At 69.2% G+C, this 18999-nt stretch carries 19 protein-coding genes; 10 read left to right on the forward strand and 9 right to left on the reverse strand.

All coding sequences use genetic code 11. The features are described from left to right. The first annotated feature begins 171 nt into the window (after positions 1 to 171). From J2S55_RS30690 to J2S55_RS30700, 3 genes are all read left to right on the forward strand, one after another. Complete coding sequence (locus tag J2S55_RS30690) at positions 172 to 1389, forward strand: winged helix DNA-binding domain-containing protein (protein ID WP_306868095.1); 1218 nt, start codon at positions 172 to 174, stop codon at positions 1387 to 1389. A 633-nt stretch (positions 1390 to 2022) separates the two neighbouring features. After that, entirely contained in the window at positions 2023 to 2484 is a 462-nt protein-coding gene (locus J2S55_RS30695; RefSeq protein WP_306868097.1) for a DUF732 domain-containing protein, read from the forward strand. A 388-nt stretch (positions 2485 to 2872) separates the two neighbouring features. Then, the gene (locus J2S55_RS30700) at positions 2873 to 3043 is read left to right on the forward strand and encodes a hypothetical protein (RefSeq protein ID WP_306868099.1); all 171 of its coding nucleotides are present in this window, start codon (positions 2873 to 2875) and stop codon (positions 3041 to 3043) included. A 15-nt stretch (positions 3044 to 3058) separates the two neighbouring features. Here the strand turns inward: J2S55_RS30700 and J2S55_RS30705 are convergent, their stop codons facing one another. Next, a complete protein-coding gene (locus J2S55_RS30705) occupies positions 3059 to 3457 on the reverse strand; it encodes a hypothetical protein (RefSeq protein WP_306868100.1) in 399 nt (132 codons plus the stop codon). Positions 3458 to 3678: 221 nt separating this feature from the next. On the opposite strand from J2S55_RS30705, the gene J2S55_RS30710 reads away from it, so the two are divergent. Further along, on the forward strand, positions 3679 to 4821 hold the full coding sequence (locus J2S55_RS30710) for a Scr1 family TA system antitoxin-like transcriptional regulator (protein WP_306868103.1): 1143 nt from the start codon (positions 3679 to 3681) through the stop codon (positions 4819 to 4821). A 240-nt stretch (positions 4822 to 5061) separates the two neighbouring features. On the opposite strand, the gene J2S55_RS30715 is transcribed toward J2S55_RS30710, so the two are convergent. Continuing rightward, complete coding sequence (locus J2S55_RS30715) at positions 5062 to 5313, reverse strand: hypothetical protein (RefSeq protein ID WP_306868104.1); 252 nt, start codon at positions 5311 to 5313, stop codon at positions 5062 to 5064. Positions 5314 to 5409: 96 nt separating this feature from the next. On the opposite strand from J2S55_RS30715, the gene J2S55_RS30720 reads away from it, so the two are divergent. The 3 genes from J2S55_RS30720 (at position 5410) to J2S55_RS48395 (ending at position 7297) form a co-directional block, all read left to right on the forward strand. Further along, a complete protein-coding gene (locus J2S55_RS30720; RefSeq protein ID WP_306868105.1) occupies positions 5410 to 5985 on the forward strand; it encodes a potassium channel family protein in 576 nt (191 codons plus the stop codon). A gap of 177 nt (positions 5986 to 6162) precedes the next feature. Further along, positions 6163 to 6909, forward strand: coding sequence for a DUF4118 domain-containing protein (locus tag J2S55_RS30725; protein ID WP_306868106.1), 747 nt, complete (start codon positions 6163 to 6165; stop codon positions 6907 to 6909). 112 nt (positions 6910 to 7021) lie between these two features. Then, positions 7022 to 7297 carry a methyltransferase domain-containing protein gene (locus tag J2S55_RS48395; protein ID WP_370879715.1) on the forward strand — a complete coding sequence of 92 codons (276 nt, stop codon included), beginning with the start codon at positions 7022 to 7024 and terminating at the stop codon, positions 7295 to 7297. A gap of 89 nt (positions 7298 to 7386) precedes the next feature. Here J2S55_RS48395 and J2S55_RS30730 read toward each other — a convergent pair whose 3' ends face one another. Genes J2S55_RS30730 through kdpF form a run of 6 tightly spaced genes read right to left on the reverse strand, consistent with a single transcriptional unit; the run spans position 7387 to position 15314 of the window. Next, the gene (locus tag J2S55_RS30730; protein WP_306868107.1) at positions 7387 to 8055 is read right to left on the reverse strand and encodes a response regulator; all 669 of its coding nucleotides are present in this window, start codon (positions 8053 to 8055) and stop codon (positions 7387 to 7389) included. Beyond that, on the reverse strand, positions 8052 to 10589 hold the full coding sequence (locus J2S55_RS30735; RefSeq protein ID WP_306868109.1) for a DUF4118 domain-containing protein: 2538 nt from the start codon (positions 10587 to 10589) through the stop codon (positions 8052 to 8054). Before J2S55_RS30735 ends, J2S55_RS30730 begins: the two co-directional genes overlap by 4 nt. 1 nt (position 10590) lies before the next feature. Next, complete coding sequence (locus J2S55_RS30740; RefSeq protein ID WP_306868110.1) at positions 10591 to 11436, reverse strand: potassium-transporting ATPase subunit C; 846 nt, start codon at positions 11434 to 11436, stop codon at positions 10591 to 10593. Further along, positions 11436 to 13562 (reverse strand): potassium-transporting ATPase subunit KdpB, encoded by a 2127-nt coding sequence (gene kdpB, locus J2S55_RS30745; RefSeq protein WP_370879716.1) that lies wholly within the window; start codon positions 13560 to 13562, stop codon positions 11436 to 11438. Before kdpB ends, J2S55_RS30740 begins: the two co-directional genes overlap by 1 nt. A gap of 1 nt (position 13563) precedes the next feature. Next, entirely contained in the window at positions 13564 to 15225 is a 1662-nt protein-coding gene (kdpA, locus tag J2S55_RS30750) for a potassium-transporting ATPase subunit KdpA (protein ID WP_306868112.1), read from the reverse strand. Continuing rightward, the gene (gene kdpF, locus J2S55_RS30755) at positions 15225 to 15314 is read right to left on the reverse strand and encodes a K(+)-transporting ATPase subunit F (protein ID WP_306861668.1); all 90 of its coding nucleotides are present in this window, start codon (positions 15312 to 15314) and stop codon (positions 15225 to 15227) included. Before kdpF ends, kdpA begins: the two co-directional genes overlap by 1 nt. Before the next feature lie 486 nt (positions 15315 to 15800). Between kdpF and J2S55_RS30760 the strand changes: the two genes are divergently transcribed. The 3 genes from J2S55_RS30760 to J2S55_RS30770 all read left to right on the forward strand — a co-directional run bounded on the left by J2S55_RS30760 (position 15801) and on the right by J2S55_RS30770 (position 18448). Continuing rightward, the gene (locus tag J2S55_RS30760) at positions 15801 to 16016 is read left to right on the forward strand and encodes a hypothetical protein (protein WP_306868113.1); all 216 of its coding nucleotides are present in this window, start codon (positions 15801 to 15803) and stop codon (positions 16014 to 16016) included. 256 nt (positions 16017 to 16272) lie between these two features. Then, positions 16273 to 16485, forward strand: a complete 213-nt coding sequence (locus J2S55_RS30765; RefSeq protein WP_306868115.1) for a hypothetical protein — start codon at positions 16273 to 16275, stop codon at positions 16483 to 16485. 121 nt (positions 16486 to 16606) lie between these two features. Continuing rightward, on the forward strand, positions 16607 to 18448 hold the full coding sequence (locus tag J2S55_RS30770; RefSeq protein WP_306868116.1) for an APC family permease: 1842 nt from the start codon (positions 16607 to 16609) through the stop codon (positions 18446 to 18448). A gap of 138 nt (positions 18449 to 18586) precedes the next feature. Here J2S55_RS30770 and J2S55_RS30775 read toward each other — a convergent pair whose 3' ends face one another. Continuing rightward, a complete protein-coding gene (locus J2S55_RS30775) occupies positions 18587 to 18922 on the reverse strand; it encodes a YbaB/EbfC family nucleoid-associated protein (protein ID WP_306868118.1) in 336 nt (111 codons plus the stop codon). Positions 18923 to 18999 lie beyond the last annotated feature (77 nt).

Below are 18999 nucleotides of genomic sequence, written 5' to 3' on the forward strand. Positions count from 1 at the left end.
TGAGTTACCGATGAGTATCCCCCCGTCGCGGGGCGATCGGACGGCCGCCGGGATCGCAGCCGCGTCCGCCGTGGTGGCGGCGCCCGCCTCCCGTGCCGCGGCACTCGGGCACGGGGCCGGCCGGGCCCTCGCCGCCCGCGCCGCGGCCGGACGGCACGGGTAGGGGGCGACATGGACGACCTTCGGAGGGAACGGCTCGCGGCGCAGTCGCTGTACCGGCCCGGCCCCGTGAGCGTGCCCGAACTCGTCGGGCGGCTGCTGGCCGTACAGGCCCAGGACGTCGCCGCGGCGGCTCTGGCCTTCCGTGCCCGCTCGACCGCCCTGACCCGGGCGGACGTCGAGAGCGCCCATCAAGACCGCTCGATCGTCCGCGCCTGGGGGCCGCGCGGCACCCTGCACTACGTCCTGCCCGAGGACCTGGGCTGGCTGACGTCCCTGTCCGGCCCGGCGCTGGCGCGCCAGGCGGTCCGCCGGATCGGCCAGGAGGGGGTGAGCGGGTCTCCCGAGGCGCTGCTGGCCGCCGTCACCCGGGCCCTCGAAGGGCAGGGGCCGCTGACCAAGGCCGAGCTGGGGGAGCGGCTGGCCTCCCGCGGCGTCCCCGCCACGGGCCAGGCGATCGTCCACCTGGCCGCGCTGGCCGCGGCCCACGGCCTGGCCGTCCTCGGTCCCGGCAGGCGGCCGGACGGGGCCCGCGGGCCGGCCGCTCCCGCCCCGGGGACGGGGAGCTCCGGGCGGGGCGGCGCGCCGGGCGCGGGGAAGCCGACCTACGTGCACGCGGCCGACTGGCTCGGCGCCCCGGTGCTCTCCCCGTTCGACCGGGACCGCTCCCTGGCCGAACTCGCCCGCCGCTATCTGCGCGCGCACGCCCCCGCGACCCCCGCCGACCTCGCCGCCTGGTCCGGCCTGCCGCTCGGGGACGCCCGGATCGGCTGGCGGTTGATCGCCGGCTCGCTGGAGCAGGCGCCCGGGGGCGGCTGGCGCCTGCGGGGGAGCGGCCCCGGGCCCGGCCCTGGGTCCGAGCCCGGGTCCGAGTCCGGCCCTGGCCTTGGCCCCGAACCTGGACCCGCGCCGTACGCCGTGCGGCTCCTGCCCGCCTTCGACGAGTATCTCCTGGGCTGGCATACCCGCTCCGCCGTCCTGGCCGACGCCCACGCCCGCGCGGTCCACCCCGGCGGAGGCGTCCTGCGTTCCACCGTGCTCGTCGACGGGGTCCTGCGGGGCACCTGGAGCCTCACCGGCGCCAGGCTCGCGGTCTGCCCGTTCGAGACGCTCCCCGCCGGGGCGGGGCCCCTGCTCGCGGCCGAGGTCGAGGACGTCGCCCGCTTCCTCGGCCGTCCCCTCGCCCTCGCGGAGCCCGGCCGGGACGCCTCCCCGCACCCCGGTCGCTGACGCGTCCGGAGAAGGACCGCCGCCCGCCGAACATCTGAGATCAGGGCTGTCACCTGAGGGTTACGCACCGAATGACTACATGGAAAGGCCGGACAGCGAGTTCGCGTTTGGACTGCGTAGTCAACGATTAACAAGACTTATTCGGTCTGTTCGCCGCTGGGGGCTTCGGGGTCCTGCCCGGCGAAGCTCCTTGGGGGCGCGGTGGTGGACGGCCGTGCCTGGCCGACCGGAGTGTTTTGGACCGCTCCGACGCTCCTTTTGGGTATCCATCCCGGCGTTTTGGGGTGAAATGTCAGGGGTGGGGCGTATGGTGCGCGGGTGCATCCTCCGCAGCAGCCCCAGCAGCCCCAGCAGTGGCCGGGCCAGCCTCCGCAGCAGCCGTACCCGACTCAGCCCCAGCAGTACGGGCAGCCTCAGCAATATGGGCAGCCTCAGCAGTACGGGCACCCCCAGCAGTACGAACAGCCGACTCAGCAGTACGGGCAGCCCCAGCAATACGGGCAGCCGACTCAGCAGTACCCGCAGCCTGGGCCACCGCCGGGCTGGCAGCAACAGCCCCCGATGGGGCCGCCGCCCGGATGGCAGCCGGGTCCAGGCCAGCACCGGCCGCCGAAGAAGAGCGGGAAGGGAGCGGTGATCGGTGTGGTCATCGCGGTGGTGGGTGTCCTTGCCTTGCTGGGGGGACTGGTCGCCCTGCTGGGCAGGGATGAGAAGCCGGTCGCGTCGACGAGCGCATCAGTGAGCGCCAAGCCGTCCAGTACGGCCGAGGCTGAGCCGGGCGAGAAGCCGACGACGACCTCGACTGATCTGCCGGGTGGGAAGAACACCTCGACTGATCTGCCGCGTGGGAAGGACAAGGAGAACCAGACTGCGTTCATGGCCACCATGCGGCAGCGGGCTGATCTGAAGGACAAGAGCGCGGCTGACCTCATACGGCTCGGCCGAGCGGTATGCAAAGCCATGGACGGAGGGCAGAGCTTGATCGATGTTGCAGTGAGCAACGCCGATGAGCTTGGCGCTGAGACTTCCGGATACGTGGCAGGCGCGGCTGTCGTCACCCTGTGCCCGCGTCACCAGGACAAGATTCCCAGCTAGGGCAGTGTCTGGGCCACGGGCGGTTGTAGGTCGCTGACGGGGCCTCCCTCGGGTCCGCGGGGCCCTGGACGCTGCCGGCGTCGATCTGCTCCCGGTACGGCAGGCGCGTGAGCTTGGGATGCGCGGCGAGGTGGTCGCGTAGCTGGGCCTGGGCGGCGCGCACGCGAGCGTTCGCAGCCTCCTTCGCCTCAGGGGTAAGGGCACCGAGCGCCTTCTCCTTCTCAGCGCGGATCTTCCGCCTGGTGGAGGAGGTCCTGTTCGACAGCCAGGAGAAGGCCTCCTCGCGACGGTCAAAACCCTGGCGACCGGGCATGTCGTCGTGCCTTAGGCTCCTCGTGCTGCGGCGCGCCGCCGGGCCCCTTTGCCAGCAAGATGGATGGAACCTACGGTGAACCAGCCAGACATCACCACAACGGTGGATATCGCGATCGCGAATGCTGCTCGTCTGCTCTACAACGCAGAAACGATCACTGATCTGGCGCTGATGGAGCGACTTGAACGTCTCGCTGACTCGTGGGTGGCCATTGCTCAGTTCCTTCATGAACGAGATAAGGCGTAAGCGGCCGGCGATTCCCTACCTGTCGACTTCTGATCGGGGCCCGTCCTGCTGTTCGTACGCGGCCGGATCCCCGCTGTCCTGGCCGGGCTCGGTCATTTCCCCAGGCGACGCGTACGGATCCAGCATCGGCGCCGGCCGCGCATCGGAGATCTGGTCCACCTCGGCCTGAATCTTTGTGTCATCCAGCCGGGATGCAGGAGCCGGACGAGGGTCTCGTCGGAGGCGGTCTCGGCGCGGCGCATGAGTTCGGCCGCCGTGTTCGGTCAGCAGTTCGACCGGAACCCGCCAGCCGTCGGCGTCGCTGATGCGCCGTTCGGCCACCGGTTTGCCGGTCTTGTCGACCAGGGCGACGTCATGGTGTTTTTCCGCCCGGTCGATTCCGCATGTCACCGTCACCGGTCGGCTGTCGGGCATGGGCGTCTTCTGGTCGGGCCGGTGCGGATCTGAGTTACCGGCGGAGACGGCGATTATCGGGACTGTCGACTACATGCACCGGGTTTTGATTAGGCGTGATGCCTATATCAGCAGATCAGAGCGTTTGTCGAGTGCCAAACCGACCCTTGTTAACTGAGGGTTAACGCGCGTATTCTGACCTTCTCGCGTCATGTACAGGCTGTTCCGGACAGGAGGTATGTGTGGCGAACCTCGCCGACCGGCTGGGGGAGGCGCTGCGTCATCGCGGCTACTCCACCCGGAGGGCAGCGAGAGCCGTCACCGACGCGGGAGTACAGACCACTCACGTCTACATTCACCAGCTGAGCAAGGGCCAGCGGACCAATCCGACCCTGGAGCAGCTCACGGCGCTCGCCGTGCTGTTGCAGGTGCCTGTGGGATGGCTTGTGGGGGATGACATCCCTAGCCCTTTCTCTTCCGGCGACAGCGGTCCGGTTCTCCCCGACATCGAGGAGAACCCGCCGCGCCTCGTCGGAAAGCTCGACGCCGGCCAGCGCGCTGTTCTGGGCGAGCGGCTGCGGCTCCTGCGGGAGGCGCGCGGGCTGTCTCCGGCGCAAGCCGGGGACATGGTCGACGTCGATGAGCGGGTGGTCATGTCCGTGGAGAACGGCGCCGCCGAGGCTGAGACCCCACTCGACGACGTCGAAGCGCTGCTCACCCTCTACGGCGTGACCGCCCGCTTCCAGCGGGAGGCGATCCTGTCGATCGCCCGTGGCGAGCGCGAGCCGGGATGGTGGGACATGCCCGCCATCCCGCTGTGGGTGTCGGCGACGTTCGGGCTGGAACAGCGCGCGGAGCTGATCCGCACCTACCAGCTCCAGTTCGTCCCCCCGCTGCTGCAGACCGCCGAATACGCGACGGCCGCGGTCCGCGTCTCCCAGAACCCGTTCCCGTCACCCGAGCTGATCACGGGGGCGGTGGAGACGACGGCGCGCCGGCAGGACGCGCTGGCCCGGGAGGGCGGCCCGGCGCTGTGGGCGGTCGTCGACGAGGCGGCGCTGATGCGTTGCATCGCCGGGCCGCAGGTCCAGGCCGACCAGCTGAGCCACCTGATCGGAGTGTCGAAGCTGCCGCACGTCACGCTGCAGGTGACGCGGCTGGTGTCGTCGTACGTGCCGAGGTCGGCACCGTTCACGATGTTCCGCTTCCCCGACATGGACCCGGTGGTCTCGGTCCACCAGTTCGACAACGACTTCGTGCTGGACGGCACGGACGTGGACGGCTACCACGAGGCGTTCGCCAGGCTGACGGTGGCGGCGTGCATGCCGCAGGAGACGCCCGACGTGCTCACGGAGATCCGCGACAGGCTCTGCGCGCTGACGTGACCGGTGCCCCGGCCGCCCGGCCCGCGCCGGGGGACTACTGGGCCCTCCACTCGGGCCGGCGTCACCAGGGGAAAAGTAGCTGTGAGTGATCGGCTCCCATCATCCAACCGAGAGTCCGGGCTGCATCATGGCTGTTCACCGGCCTCGCGAGAAGACCGCCATCCCAGACGACCGCGGAGCGCTATGACTTCGCATCCTGATCAAGAATTATGCCGGAAGGCTTTGACCTGGTCTTTCTCGCTACTTTGAGGCTGGTGACGCCGACCCGAGTGAAAGGCCTTCCTCGATGTCCTGCCAGCGCTTGGCGTTGGGAGAGCCGGGCACGTTGATGTGGACGAGTTCGTCGATGAGCACGATCTTCGGGTTGCGAGCCAGGACGGAGTCCACGTCGAGCTCGGTGAAGGCGGTCCCGCGGTAGACCAGCGTCTTGCGCGGGAGAACCTCCATGCCGTCCAGGAGTGCGGCGGTGCGGGGACGGCCGCGGGTCTCCACTGTGGTCCCGAAAAATCACGCGGCTTGATGAATTCCCTACGGTCCGCCTTGTCGCTGCCACGCCATCATGGAATCGGGGAATGTTCGGCCGGAAGCGTGATCATCTTGATGCACAGTAATTTCATCGCGGTATTGGGATTGGGGCGCTTCGGCAGTTCGGTCGCGCTGAGCCTGGCCGCGAACGGTGAGCGAGCTCTCGGGATCGATCGTGAGCCTGAGGCGGTGCTTGCTCTGGCCGGCCGCCTTGACCATGCCGCAGTGGCGGATGCGACCGACCTGGACGAGTTGCGGCGACTCGGGATGGCCGAGGCCGGGCAGGCGGTGGTGGCCATGGGGGATGTCGTGGCCAGCGCTCTCACCACCTCGTTGCTCGCCGGACTCGGAGTTCAGGAGATCTGGGGCAGGGCGACGACGCACCGCCACGCGAAGATCCTCGAACGGGTCGGCGCCCACCGCGTCGTGATGCCGGAGCAGGATGCAGGGAAAATGCTTGCCGGATTGCTGTCCGGCCCGACCCCCAACACCGCCTTTATCAAAACACGTATGTATTTCGACCTCGCCCGCCACCCCGCCCGGCCCGCCCACGCGCCCGGCGGGCGGGTGAGGCCCTCGCGGGGCAGAGGCTCGGGGGCTGCAGCCCCCGAGCCCACAGACCGAACTCCGCCTTGGTGAAGGGCCGTTTCCATGGCACTGGTCCCGGAGGCCTGGGCGCCAACCGATGGCGGGTGGGCGAGTGGGCGCGCCAAGCGGGCAGCGATACGTGGATCATCACGCACGACGGGGTAGATCTAGGGCGTTGACCTGCATAAACGCAAAATGGGTGGGGGTGATGCAGTGATGAGTGGCCGCATGAGGCATTTATCCGCAGATCACGTCGCGTTCCTGGTCGCGCTGGTGGCGCCACCGGCCGTTGCGGGGGTGCTGGTGCCGTTTCGCGACAGCCTGCCCAACACCAGCGTCGCGCTCGTCCTGGTCGTGATCGTGGTCGCGGTCGCCGCCCTGGGCAACCGCCTGGCCGGCGCGTTGGCGGCCATCTCGGCCGCGGTGTGGTTCAACTTCTTCTTCACCCAGCCCTACCAGCGCTTCACCATCACCCGGCCCGCCGACATCCAGAGCGCGCTGCTGCTGCTCATCGTGGGCCTGGCGGTCTCGCAGTTGGCCGCCCGCGCCCGGAAGCTGAAGGTGGTGACCATCACCGACGCCGACTACCTGGCCCGCATCCACGACACCGCCGCTCTGGCGCAGAACACCAGGGCGCCCGGAACGGTGGTCGATCACGTCACCGCCCAGCTCACCGAGGTGCTGCACCTGCGCGGCTGCCGTTTCGAGTACGGCACGCTGACCGGCCACCCGCCCCGGCTGGAGCAAGACGGCAGCGTGACCTGGGGCCGCAGACGCTGGGACGCCGACCGGCTCGGATGGCCCGATACCGAGGTCGAGCTGCGCACCTTCGGCAACGGCCGCTTCTACGGCCGGTTCATGCTCAAGCCCACTCCGGGCAGGGTCCCGCCGTTGCAGGCACGCCTGGTCGCCGTCACCCTGGCCGATCAAGCAGGGTCGGCGCTGGACATCGCCGCAAGCGACTCGGGCGGTTGACGGCCAGCGCAGGTGGTGTTCGGGAGTACTGGGCCTTGTTCCAGGTCGGGTCATTTCAAGCCGTCACGAATTCACACTGTGATCAACAAGTGGGGCCAAGTCAGACCGCCAAGTGGGGCCGACTGGAACCGTCCTGATCAGGCGTCGCGGCGCACCTCGCGACCAAGATCCTGATGCTCGGGGGGATTTACGGCGCCTGCCTGTTGCGGACGGCTCCTGTGATGCCGTGGTGTGCTCGTTGGTGTTGTGCTGTGCCGCGCGGGTGCGGGAGACGCTGCGGGAAGTGCGGCGGGTGCCGGCGCCCCGCGGTGAGCTTCGGTTCTACGAGCACCAGCGTTCCGGCAATCCGATGGTGACGCCGGCGGAGAGCCTGATGACTCCGCTCTGATCGCAGCTCTCCATGGGCTGTCAGGATGGCTGACACGCCACGACTCGCCGTCGACAGGAGGGGCCCGGCGCCGAGCTGGAGCCTGGGCGTCATGGGGTGTAGCGGTAGCCCATGCCCGGCTCGGTGATCAGGTGTTGCGGGCGGGCGGGGTCGCGTTCCAGTTTCTTGCGGAGCTGGGCCATGTACTGGCGTAGGTAGTGGGTTTCCTTGACGTGTTTGCTGCCCCAGACCTCGGCCAGCAGATAGCGCTGCGAGATGAGCTTGCCCGGGCTGCGCAGCAGGATCTCCAGGATGTGCCATTCGGTGGGGGTGAGCCGCAGACCCCCCGAGACGGTCTTGCGGGTCAGGTCCACCGTGTGGTCGCCGATCTGGATGCTGGCCAGTTCGGCCTCCTGGATGGCGGCGCGGCGGGAGACGGCGCGGATGCGGGCGAGGAACTCCTCGATGCTGAATGGCTTGGTCACGTAGTCGTCGGCGCCGGCGTCCAAGGCGTCGATCTTGTCCTGGTTTCCGGCGCGCCCGGACAACACGACGATGGGGGTCTGGGTCCAGCCGCGCAGACCGTGGATGACGTCCACGCCGTCGATGTCGGGCAGGCCGAGGTCGAGCACGACGAGGTCGGGGTGCCATTCGGCGGCCTGGCGCAGCGCGGACGAGCCGTCGGCGGCGACCGAAACCTCGTAGTGACGGGCGGTCAGGTTGATGCGGAGGGCGCGCAGGATCTGTGGCTCGTCGTCCACGACGAGGATCTTGGTCATCCTGTCGTCGCCCGGGACGATACGGGCATGATGACGATCATGGTGAGACCTCCCCCTGGTGTCTCCTCGGGTATGAGAGTGCCGCCCATGGCTTCGGTCAGCCCACGCGAGAGCGCGAGCCCCAGGCCGACGCCGGTGCCGTTGGGCCGGTCGCCGAGTCGCTGGAAGGGCAGGAAGACACGTTCGTGGTCCTGGGGCGGGATGCCGGGGCCGCGGTCGATCACCCGGATCTCGACTTCGTCGTCGTGCCGACTGCCAGTGATCAGCACCTTGTGGCCGGGCGGGCTGTAGCGGACGGCATTGGTCATCAGGTTGACCAGCACCCGTTCGAGCAGGGCCGGGTCGGCGACGATGTCGGGCAGCTCGACGGAGATGTCGCCCTCGATGCGGTCGCGCAAGGGTCCTAGGTTGTCGACGGCGCGGGGCACGACCTCCTCCAGGGCGACAGGTTGCAACGACAGGCCGAGGACACCGGCTTGCAGGCGGCTCATGTCGAGCAGGTTCTCCACCAGCCGGTCCAGTCCGGCCAGGGACTCGTCGGCGGTGGCGAGCAACTCGTCGCGGTCCTCGTCCGTCCAGCTGATGTCCGCGTTGCGCAGGCTTTCGACGGCGGCTTTGGCGGCCGAGAGCGGGGTGCGCAGGTCGTGGCTGACGGCCGCGAGCAGCGCGGTGCGCATCTTGTCCGCCTCGGCGAGGGGTCTGGCCAGTTCGGCCTCTTCCTGGAGGCGTTCCTGGCGCAGTGCGACGGCGGCCTCGGCGGCGAAGGCCTCCAGCAACCGCCGGTCGCTGGCGTCCAGCAGTCGCCCGCGGGCGGCGAGAACCAGCTTGTCGCTGATCACGACGTCGGTGTCGGCGGCGGCGGGCGCGGTGCAGGGGGCGGCGCCGGAGGTGGCGATGATGCGCCAGGCTTCGGGTTCGGCCTGGTCGTCGGGGAGGGGTTCGCCGATGCGTTCGAGCAGGGTGACCGAGTCCAGGCCGAACGTCTCGCGCAGCCGACCCAGCAGCGACGGCAGCGCGGCCTCGCCCCGCAGCACGTGTCCGGCCAGCGTGGACAGCGCCTCGGCGTCCGCACTCGCCTGGGCAGCCTGACGGGTACGCCGGGCGGCCAGGTCCACGATTGTGCTGACGGCCGCCGCGACCAGGATGAACACGATCAACGCGAGCAGGTTCTCCGGATCGGCGATGGTCAGCTGGCCGATGGGCGGGGTGAAGAACCAGTTGAGCAGCAGCGAGCCGCCCACGGCCGCGGCGATCGCCGGCCACATGCCGCCGATCAGCGCGACGCCGATGACCAGGCACAGGAACAGCAGGATCTCGCTGGGCAGCGAGATCATGTCCCGGAACGGGGCAAGCGTGGCGGTCAGCGCCGGCATGCCCGCCACCGCCACGGCCCATCCGGTCAGCCGCCGTTTCCGGGTCAGCGCGGCCCGGGAGCGTTCGGGCCGACGGCGGCCCTTCTTGGCCTCCTCGTGGGTGACCAGGTGCACGTCGATGGAGCCGGACAGGGAGGTGGTCTCCACGCCGACGCCCCGCGAGAGAATCTGCGCGAAACGACCTCTGCGGGACGCGCCGAGCACCAGTTGGGTGGCGTTGACGCCGCGGGCGAAGTCGAGCAGGGCGCGCGGGATGTCGTCACCGACGACCTGGTGGTAGGTGCCGCCCATGCTCTCGACCAGGGTGCGCTGGCGGGCCAGGTTGGCCGGGGCGGCGCCGGCCAGCCCGTCGGCGCTGGTGACGTGCACGGCCAGCAGATCGGCGCCTTTGGTGCGGGCGGCGATGCGGGCGGCCCGGCGTACCAGGGTGTCGCACTCAGGGCCGCCGGTCAGCGCGACGACGACGCGTTCGCGGGTCTCCCAGGTGGCGGCGATGCCGTGGTCGGCGCGGTAGCGGTCGAGCTGCTCGTCGACCTTGCCGACCACCCAGAGCAGGGCGAGTTCGCGCAGGGCGGTGAGGTTACCGACGCGGAAGTAGTTCGACATGGCCGCGCTGACCTTCTCGGGGGCGTACACGTTGCCGTGCGCCATGCGGCGGCGCAGCGCCTCGGGCGACATGTCGACCAGCTCGATCTGGTCCGCCCGCCGCACCACCTCATCCGGTACGGTCTCGCGCTGTGGCACGCCGGTGATCTCCTGGACGACGTCGTTGACCGATTCCAGGTGCTGGATGTTGACCGTGGTGATGACGTCGATGCCGGCGTCGAGGATCTCGTCGATGTCCTGCCAGCGCTTGACGTTCTTGGAGCCGGGCACGTTGGTGTGGGCCAGCTCGTCGATCAGCACCACCTTCGGCGCGCGGGCGATGACGGCCTCAACGTCGAGCTCGGTAAATGTGGTGCCGCGGTAGACGACGGTCTTGCGCGGGACCATCTCCATGCCCTCCAGCAGGGCGGCGGTACGGGGGCGCCCGTGGGTCTCGACCAGGCCCACGACCACGTCCCGGCCGCGCTCGCACGCCCGGCGGCCCTCGCCGAGCATCGCGTACGTCTTGCCGACTCCGGGCGCCGCCCCGAGGTAGACCCGCAGCCGCCCCCTCATCTCAGGCTCCGTCGAGGGCGAGGTTGAGCTCGAGCACGTTCACCGACGGTTCCCCCATGAAGCCGAGCGCCCGGCCGGTGGTGTGCTCGTCGATCAGGGTCTTGACCTGCTCAAGCGGAAGTCCGCGTTCTTTGGCCACGCGGGGCGCCTGGAGTTCGGCGTAGGCGAGGGAGATGTGCGGGTCGAGGCCGGAGCCGCTGGCCGTCACCGCATCGGCCGGCACGGCCGGCGTCCCGGCGTCGCCGCGGACGGGGACGGTGCGGCCGGCCGCGTAGTCCTCGCCCGGCTTGGCGCACTCCACCTTCAGGCCCTGGTACTCCGCAATGAACGGAGTCGTGGGGCAGGCCTGGTTGACGCTGACGGCGCGGTCGGGGAAGACCTTCAGTGCCGCGCCCACGCCGTCCGGGGTGCAGTACGGCCGGGCCCCGGAGACGCCCTCCAGCTCGCCGACCGCCCTGGACCGGGTGCAGACCTGGGTGAGCAGGGACTGCTTGCCCTCGTCGTCCTTGGCGCCCGGCACCGGCAGCGTGTCGATGATGTCCTCGGGGCCGAGGTTGCTGGCGCTGGTGGAGGTCGGGTCGTAGCCGTCTCCGGCGGCCGATGGGCGGGACTGGAAGTACTTCCTGACCGGGTTGCCGTCGGCGTCGGTGAAGGACTGGCCGATGAGCGCGCTGCCCACGTCCTTGCCGTCCTTCTGGATGATCGACCCGTTGGCCTTGTCGGTGAACAGTGCCTGGGCGACACCGGTGGTGACCAGTGGATAGACCAGGCCGAGCAGAACGGTCAGAACGGCGACCGCGCGGAGGGCGGTCAGGTGCTGGCGCAGCCAGCTTGGCAGACGTTCCATTACGACATCCCCGGGAGGAACTGGACGATGAGGTCGATGATCTTGATGCCGATGAAGGGGGCGATGACGCCGCCCAGACCGTAGACGTACAGGTTGCGTGACAGCAGCTTGGAGGCACTGGACGGCCGGTAGCGCACGCCGCGCAGGGCCAGTGGGATCAGCGCCACGATGATGATCGCGTTGAAGACGACCGCGGACAGGATCGCCGACTGCGGGCTGGTCAGGCGCATGACGTTCAGCGCGTCGAGCCCCGGGTAGACCGCGGCGAACATCGCGGGAATGATCGCGAAGTACTTGGCGATGTCGTTGGCGATCGAGAAGGTCGTCAAAGCCCCGCGGGTGATCAGCAGTTGCTTGCCGATCTCGACGATCTCGATGAGCTTGGTCGGGTTGGAGTCGAGGTCGACCATGTTGCCGGCCTCCTTGGCGGCCGACGTGCCGGTGTTCATCGCCACCCCGACGTCGGACTGGGCCAGCGCGGGGGCGTCGTTGGTGCCGTCGCCGGTCATCGCGACCAGCCGGCCGCCTTCCTGCTCCTTCCTGATCAGGGCGAGCTTGTCCTCGGGCGTGGCCTCGGCCAGGAAGTCGTCCACCCCGGCCTCGTCGGCGATGGCCTTGGCGGTCAGCGGGTTGTCCCCGGTGATCATGACGGTGCGGATGCCCATCCGGCGCATCTCGTCGAACCGCTCGCGCATGCCCTCCTTGACGACGTCCTTGAGGTGGACGACACCGAGCACGCGTCCCTTCTCCGCCACCACCAGCGGGGTGCCGCCGGAGCCGGAGATCCCGTCCACCAGGTGGCCCACCTCGTCCGTCGGATGACCGCCGTGGTCGCGCACCCACTTCATCACCGCGGTCGCGGCGCCCTTGCGGACCTCGCGGCCGTCCAGGTTCACCCCCGACATGCGGGTCTGCGCGGTGAAGGGCACCCATTGGGCGTGCGCCAGCTCGCCCGGCTGGCGCTCGCGCAGGCCGTACGCCTGCTTGGCGAACACCACGATCGAGCGGCCCTCCGGCGTCTCGTCGGCCAGGCTGGACAGCTGCGCCGCCTCGGCCAGCTCGGCCTCGCTCACCCCGTCCACCGGGACGAACTCCGACGCCTGCCGGTTGCCCAGCGTGATGGTGCCGGTCTTGTCCAGCAGCAGCGTGCTGACGTCACCTGCGGCCTCGACCGCGCGGCCGGACATGGCGAGCACGTTGCGCTGGACCAGGCGGTCCATGCCGGCGATGCCGATGGCCGACAGCAGCGCGCCGATCGTGGTCGGGATGAGGCAGACCAGCAGGGAGGCCAGCACGATGCCCGTGACGCCGTCTCCGGTGAGCGCGAGCGAGTCGGGCACGCCCGGGTTCGTCGCCTTGGCGTAGATCGCGAACGGCTGCATGGTGACGGTGGCGACCAGGAAGATGACCGTCAGCGCGGCCAGCAGGATGTTCAGCGCGATCTCGTTCGGCGTCTTCTGCCGGTCGGCGCCCTCGACCAGGGCGATCATCCGGTCGATGAAGCTCTCGCCGGGCTTCTGGGTGATCCGCACGATGATCTTGTCGGACAGCACCTTGGTGCCGCCGGTCACCGCGGACCGGTCACCGCCCGACTCGCGGATGACGGGGGCGGACTCACCGGTGATGGCCGACTCGTCCACGGACGCGATGCCCTCGACCACGTCGCCGTCACCGGGAATGGTCTCTCCGGCCTCGACGATCACGTGGTCGCCCTGCCTCAGCTCGGGCGCCCCGACGACATCCCATCGGGAGTGGTCGTCCCGGTTCTTGAGGCGGCGGGCGGTGGTGTCGCGCTTGGCGGCGCGCAGCGTCGCCGCCTGCGCCTTGCCCCGGCCCTCGGCCACGGCCTCGGCCAGATTGGCGAAGATCACCGTCAGCCAGAGCCACACCACGATGGCCCAGGCGAAGAAGGACGGACTGAGGACCGCGAGCACGGTGGTGAACAGCGCGCCGATCTCCACGATCAGCATGACCGGGTTACGCCACAGCGTGACCGGGTTCAGTTTGACCAGCGCGTCCGGCAGCGACCTGATCATTTGTTTCGGGTCAAGCAGGCCGCCGCCCACGCGGTCGTTGCGCTTTGGTGCGGGGGTCTGACCCGGCGCTTCGAGCACGGGGGTTGACATATCAGGACAGTCCTTCTGCGATGGGGCCGAGCGCGAGCGCCGGGAGGAACGTGAGCGCGACCAGGATGATCGTCACGCCGACGACCATGCCGACGAACTGCGGCCGGTGGGTCGGCAGCGTGCCCGCCGACTCGGGCACGGGTGTCTGCCCGGCCAGCGAGCCGGCCAGGGCGAGTACGAAGACGATCGGCAGGAACCGGCCGAACGCCATGCACAGGCCGAGCGCCACGTCATACCACGGGGTGTTGACGGTGACCCCGCCGAAGGCCGAGCCGTTGTTGTTGGAAGCGCTGGTGAAGGCGTAGAGGATCTCGGAGAAACCGTGCGGCCCGCTGTTCAGCATGGCCGCCAGGCCCGCCTCGTTGCCCATCGCGACGGCCGTGCCGACCAGCACCAGGACGGGGGTGACCAGGAAGTACAGCGAGGCCAGCTTGATCTCGCGGGCGCCGATCTTCTTGCCGAGGTACTCCGGGGTCCGGCCGACCATGAGTCCGGCGACGAACACGGTGATCGTGGCCAGGACGAGCATGCCGTACAGGCCGGCGCCGACACCGCCGGGGGCGACCTCGCCCAGCATCATGTTGAACAGCGTCATCATGCCGCCGAACGGGGTGTAGGAGTCGTGGAAGGAGTTCACGGCGCCGGTGCTGGTGAGCGTGGTCGAGGCGGCGAAGGTGGCCGAGTTGGCGACGCCGAAGCGGACCTCCTTGCCCTCCATGGCCGCGCCGACCGCCTGCGGGACGGTGGCCGCGCCCTGCAGCTCGAAGACGTTGGTGAGCGTGACGCTGACGACGGCGATCGTGGCCATCACGGCGAGGATCGCGTAGCCCTGGCGGACCTGGCCGACCATCCTGCCGAAGGTGCGCGTCAGCGAGAACGGGATGACGAGGATCAGGAAGATCTCGAACCAGTTCGTCCACGCCGTGGCGTTCTCGAACGGGTGGGCCGAGTTGGTGTTGTAGAAGCCGCCGCCGTTGGTGCCCAGCTCCTTGATGACCTCCTGGCTGGCCACGGGACCGCCGGTGATCGACTGCGTGCCGCCGGTCAGTGTGGTCACCTCGTGCAGACCGGAGAAGTTCTGGATCAGCCCGCCGGCCACCAGCACCAGCGCGCCGACGAAGGCGATCGGCAGCAGGATCCGGACGGTGCCGCGGACCAGGTCCACCCAGAAGTTGCCGATGGTGTCGGACCTGCGCCGCGCGAACCCGCGCACCAGCGCGATCGCCACCGCCATGCCGACCGCCGCGGACACGAAGTTCTGCACGGCCAGGGCACCCATCTGGACCAGGTGGCCCATGGTGCTCTCGCCGGAATAGGCCTGCCAGTTGGTGTTGGTGACGAAGCTGATCGCGGTGTTCCACGCGATGTGGTCGGTCACCGGCTCCATGCCCACGCTCAGCGGCAGTTTGTCCTGCAGCCGCTGCATGCCGTACACCGACAGGACCGAGATGACCGAGAAGGCCAGCAGGCTGCGCGCGTATACCGGCCAGCTCTGCTCGGCGTCGGCACGCACGCCGAGCAGCCGGTAGATGCCGCGTTCGACGATGTTGTGCCTGGTGGTCGTGTAAGTCCGGTGCATGTAGTCGCCGAAGGGCCTGTGCACCAGGGCCAGCGCGGCGATCAAAGAGACGATGAAGACGGCCCCGGCCGCGGTCGTACTCATCAGAAACGCTCCGGGAAGAGCAGGGCCGCGACCATGAAGATCACCAGGCCGACGGCCACTGCGAGACCGGTGGCGTTGATCGCGCTCACAGGCGCTCCACCGCCTTCACGACAAGCCCGAAGATCACGAAGATCACGATCGTCAGGGCGACGAAGATGACGTCAGCCATCCCCACTCCTCAGTCTGCGAATAGGTGTTGCAGCCACCACTGTCCGGATGTCTGCAAACCCAGCAAATCGCGAGCTTTGTGGGCTTTCGCCGTTCTTGACGGCATCCATACGGCCGGAGCCTGAATATTGACGCGATCTCTACGTCGCGGCTTTGCGGCCCTTTCTGTGGTTGGTCTTGGGCACGCAGGTATCCGCCCTCGAACAGTTCCGTCACGACCGGCAGGAATCACACGTCATCGTGGTCGCGCCCCTTGACGCTCTCCGACGGCCTCGCCGCCCGCGCCGTCCCTCCGGCACGTTGATGGCCTGGTGCCCCGGGAAGTCTGGCCGGCATTCGGCAACGGATGACCGAGGAGACGTGGTGCAGAGTGTCCAGGTGGTGCTTTCCTGGTCGCGTCGGCGACCGTGGTGGCCACCTTCGCCGGCCGGATCAGCGTGCCCGGCGCCGCGCCCGTTCGGCCCGTGGAGATCGTCTTCTGCCTCCTGCCGGCCGGTGTTTCGGCGAGCGGGGTCACCTGGCCGGCATTGCGGCGGGCCTTCCGGCTGCGGCGCTGGTGGGTGGCCAGAAGGGCGGCCGGAGATCTCGACGAGCGATGGCGTGACTACGCCTGCAACGGATGAGTACTCATCAGTCTTCGATTTATACGTTTTCTTGACGCCCTCTCCCCGTCAACTGCTCTGTTGGCCTGAGTAGGGTTTGATGCGTTTTTAAAGAGTTTTGATGAAGGGTGACCGTTATGGTGCTGGCGAAACGGCCAGTTACCACGGAAGGGACGCTGCGTACCTGGCTGTTTCAGGGGCTGCAGACCGACCGTAAGTAGATCGAGCACCGTTCGCCATCACCATCATCTTCGATGCCGACATCGAGAGCTCTGCCGTGCCCAACACCCTCGCCACGCTCCTGCTTTACCTGTGCGACCGCACCGGCTCGGTGCCGCACATCTACTTCCACCGGACCGAAGGCAACCCCGTCGCGGCCATGCTGCGCTACCTCGTCTTCGGCGGCGGCGACGTGCCCCCGCTCACCCACGAGGTACTCCGCCAGGCCGAACCCGACCTCGAACGACGCCCTCACGTCCACGTCAGCTGAGCGGGCGTACATTTCGCGTAGTTATTCACGCTGTTCGCATCAAGAGTGCGTATGAACGGACCTGGCCGGGCTTGCCCGATGGGCAATATATGGACGAATCCCCTATTCAGGAGCATTCTCCATGTCCATTGTGAAATCTCCAGCCACGTCCAAGGAGCCTCCGGATAGCGGCGGTGAGCGGCATCGGCTGACCGTCACCGGCGGCCTGGCCGCGCTGTCGCTGGACGCGATGGCGTCGGTGGCTTACGGCCCGGAGGCGATCGTCCTCGTGCTCGCCGTCGCGGGCGGTGCTGGTCTCGGGTTCACCATCCCGGTCACGCTCACCATCGCCGCCCTGCTGGGCGTGCTGACCTTCTCCTACCGGCAGGTCATCGCCGCCTTCCCCGCGGGCGGCGGCGCATACGGGGTGGCCAAGGCCTACCTCGGGCGGCGGGCCGGCCTGGTCGCCGGGGCCTCGCTGGTCATCGACTACGTGCTCAACGTCGCCGTCTCGGTGGCCGCGGGCGTGGCCGCGCTGACGTCGGCCTTCCCGGAGCTGCTGCCGTACACGGTGTGGGTGTGCCTGGCCGTGCTGGCGCTGGTGACCGCGGTCAACCTGCGCGGGATCGCGCACAGCGCCCGCGCGTTCATCGTCCCCACCGCCGTCTACGTCGGTGCGATCCTGCTCGTCATCGTGGTCGGGCTGGTGCGCAGCGAGCCGGCCGTCGACCTCCAGCACCAGGTGAGCAACCTGGAGACGGTCGGGGTGCTGTTGCTGCTGAAGGCGTTCGCGAACGGCTGCGCCTCCCTGACCGGCGTGGAGGCGATCGCCAACGCCGTGCCGTCGTTCAAGAAGCCCCGGGTACGGCGGGCGCAGCACGCCGAGGTCGCGCTCGGCGGCTTGCTGGCGGTCATGTTGCTGGGCATCGCCGCACTGATCGAGAAGTTCGCCATCGTCCCGGCGGACGGGGGGACCGTGCTGGCACAGGTCACTCGGGCGTCGTTGGGCGACGGGCCGCTGTTCTACCTGGTGCAGTTCGCCACCGTGGTGCTGCTGGCGCTGGCCGCCAACACCTCCTTCGGTGGGCTGCCGGTGCTGGCCCAGCTGCTGGCCCGCGACAATAACCTGCCGCATTTCTTCGCCCTGCGCGCCGATCGGCAGGTGCACCGCTACGGCATCCTGTTCCTGGCTGTGACCAGCGCGGTGCTGCTGGTCGTGGCCCGTGGGGAGATGAACCTGCTGGTGCCGTTGTTCGCGATCGGGGTGTTCGTCGGGTTCACGCTGTCGCAGGTGGGCATGGTCCGGCACTGGCTGGCCGACCGGCCCGCCGGGTGGCGGTGGCGGGCGGCGCTGAACGGGTTCGGCGCGCTGCTGACGTTCGTGGCGGCGGTCGTGGTGACGGTGTCGAAGTTCAGCGAGGGCGGCTGGCTGATCGTGGTGGCGCTGCCGCTGCTGGTGACGGGCATGGGGTGGATCAACCGGTCGTACGCGCGCATCGGGGAGCGGCTGGAGCTGGGCAAGACGCCGATGCCGCCGCGGCCGCGGCGCTCGCTGGCGGTGGTGCCGGTCCACGCGGTCACCCGGCTGACCCGTGACGCTCTGTCGGCTGCGCTGTCACTCGGGGATCGGGTGGTGGCCGTGAACGTCACCCACCCCGAGGACGAGCGGCAGGCGCGGGCGTTCGTCGAGGAGTGGGACCGCTGGGACCCCGGCGTGGAGCTGGTGCAGCTCTTCGACGCCCACCGGCGGCTGGACGTGCCGTTGCTGACCTACCTGGCACAGGTGCCCGAGCCGCACGTGTTCGTGCTCATCGCCGAGGTCGAGCCGGAACACGCCTGGCAGCGGATGCTGCAGAACCAGCGCGGTGCCGTGCTGGCCAGGACGCTACGCAGGCGCACCGACGCGGTGGTGTGCCGGATGCGTTTCCGAGTGTCCGGGGAAGCCGGAAGCGACCGGCGGCCGGCTGCCTTGGGATCCATCTGAGCCAGGCTGTGGCGATCCTGCCGAGCAGGGCCCCGTACCGCTTGGACGACGGCGGCCTCGTCGGTGAGATGAAGCGTTGTGTCCGACGTCGGCGAGCACGCGGTGCTCGCCGACGGCTCCGAGCCCGGTTGACCGGGCTCAGGGACGCAGCAGCGCGCGTATCCGATCGATCGTCGCGCTCGCCTGTTCCAGGTTCTGCTGGAGCGTGCCGGTGGCGTGGCGGAGCTGGTCGCCGATGAACTGCCGGTCGGCGAAGAGCCCATTGTCGGTGCCCAGGAGCTCCTCGGCCCTCCTGCGGTCTTCGGCCTCAGCCTGCTCCCTGGCCTGGCGGATCAGGGCGAGGATCGTGGCGGCGAGCCCGGCCGAGTCCATGCGCATGGCACGTGGGTCGAGCCGGAGGTCCTGTACGCCGACCGCAGTGTTGTATTCGACGCTCACCCAGCCGTCCTTGGACTCGGCGTGGGCGGTCGCCATGGGGGTGGGCAGGTCGCTCAGCCGGCTGAAGAAGTGGTGGCGTCGGCCGCGAGGCGCTCGGGGTCGATGCCGAGCGC

Source organism: Streptosporangium brasiliense (assembly GCF_030811595.1).
Classification (GTDB): Bacteria; Actinomycetota; Actinomycetes; order Streptosporangiales; family Streptosporangiaceae; genus Streptosporangium; species Streptosporangium brasiliense.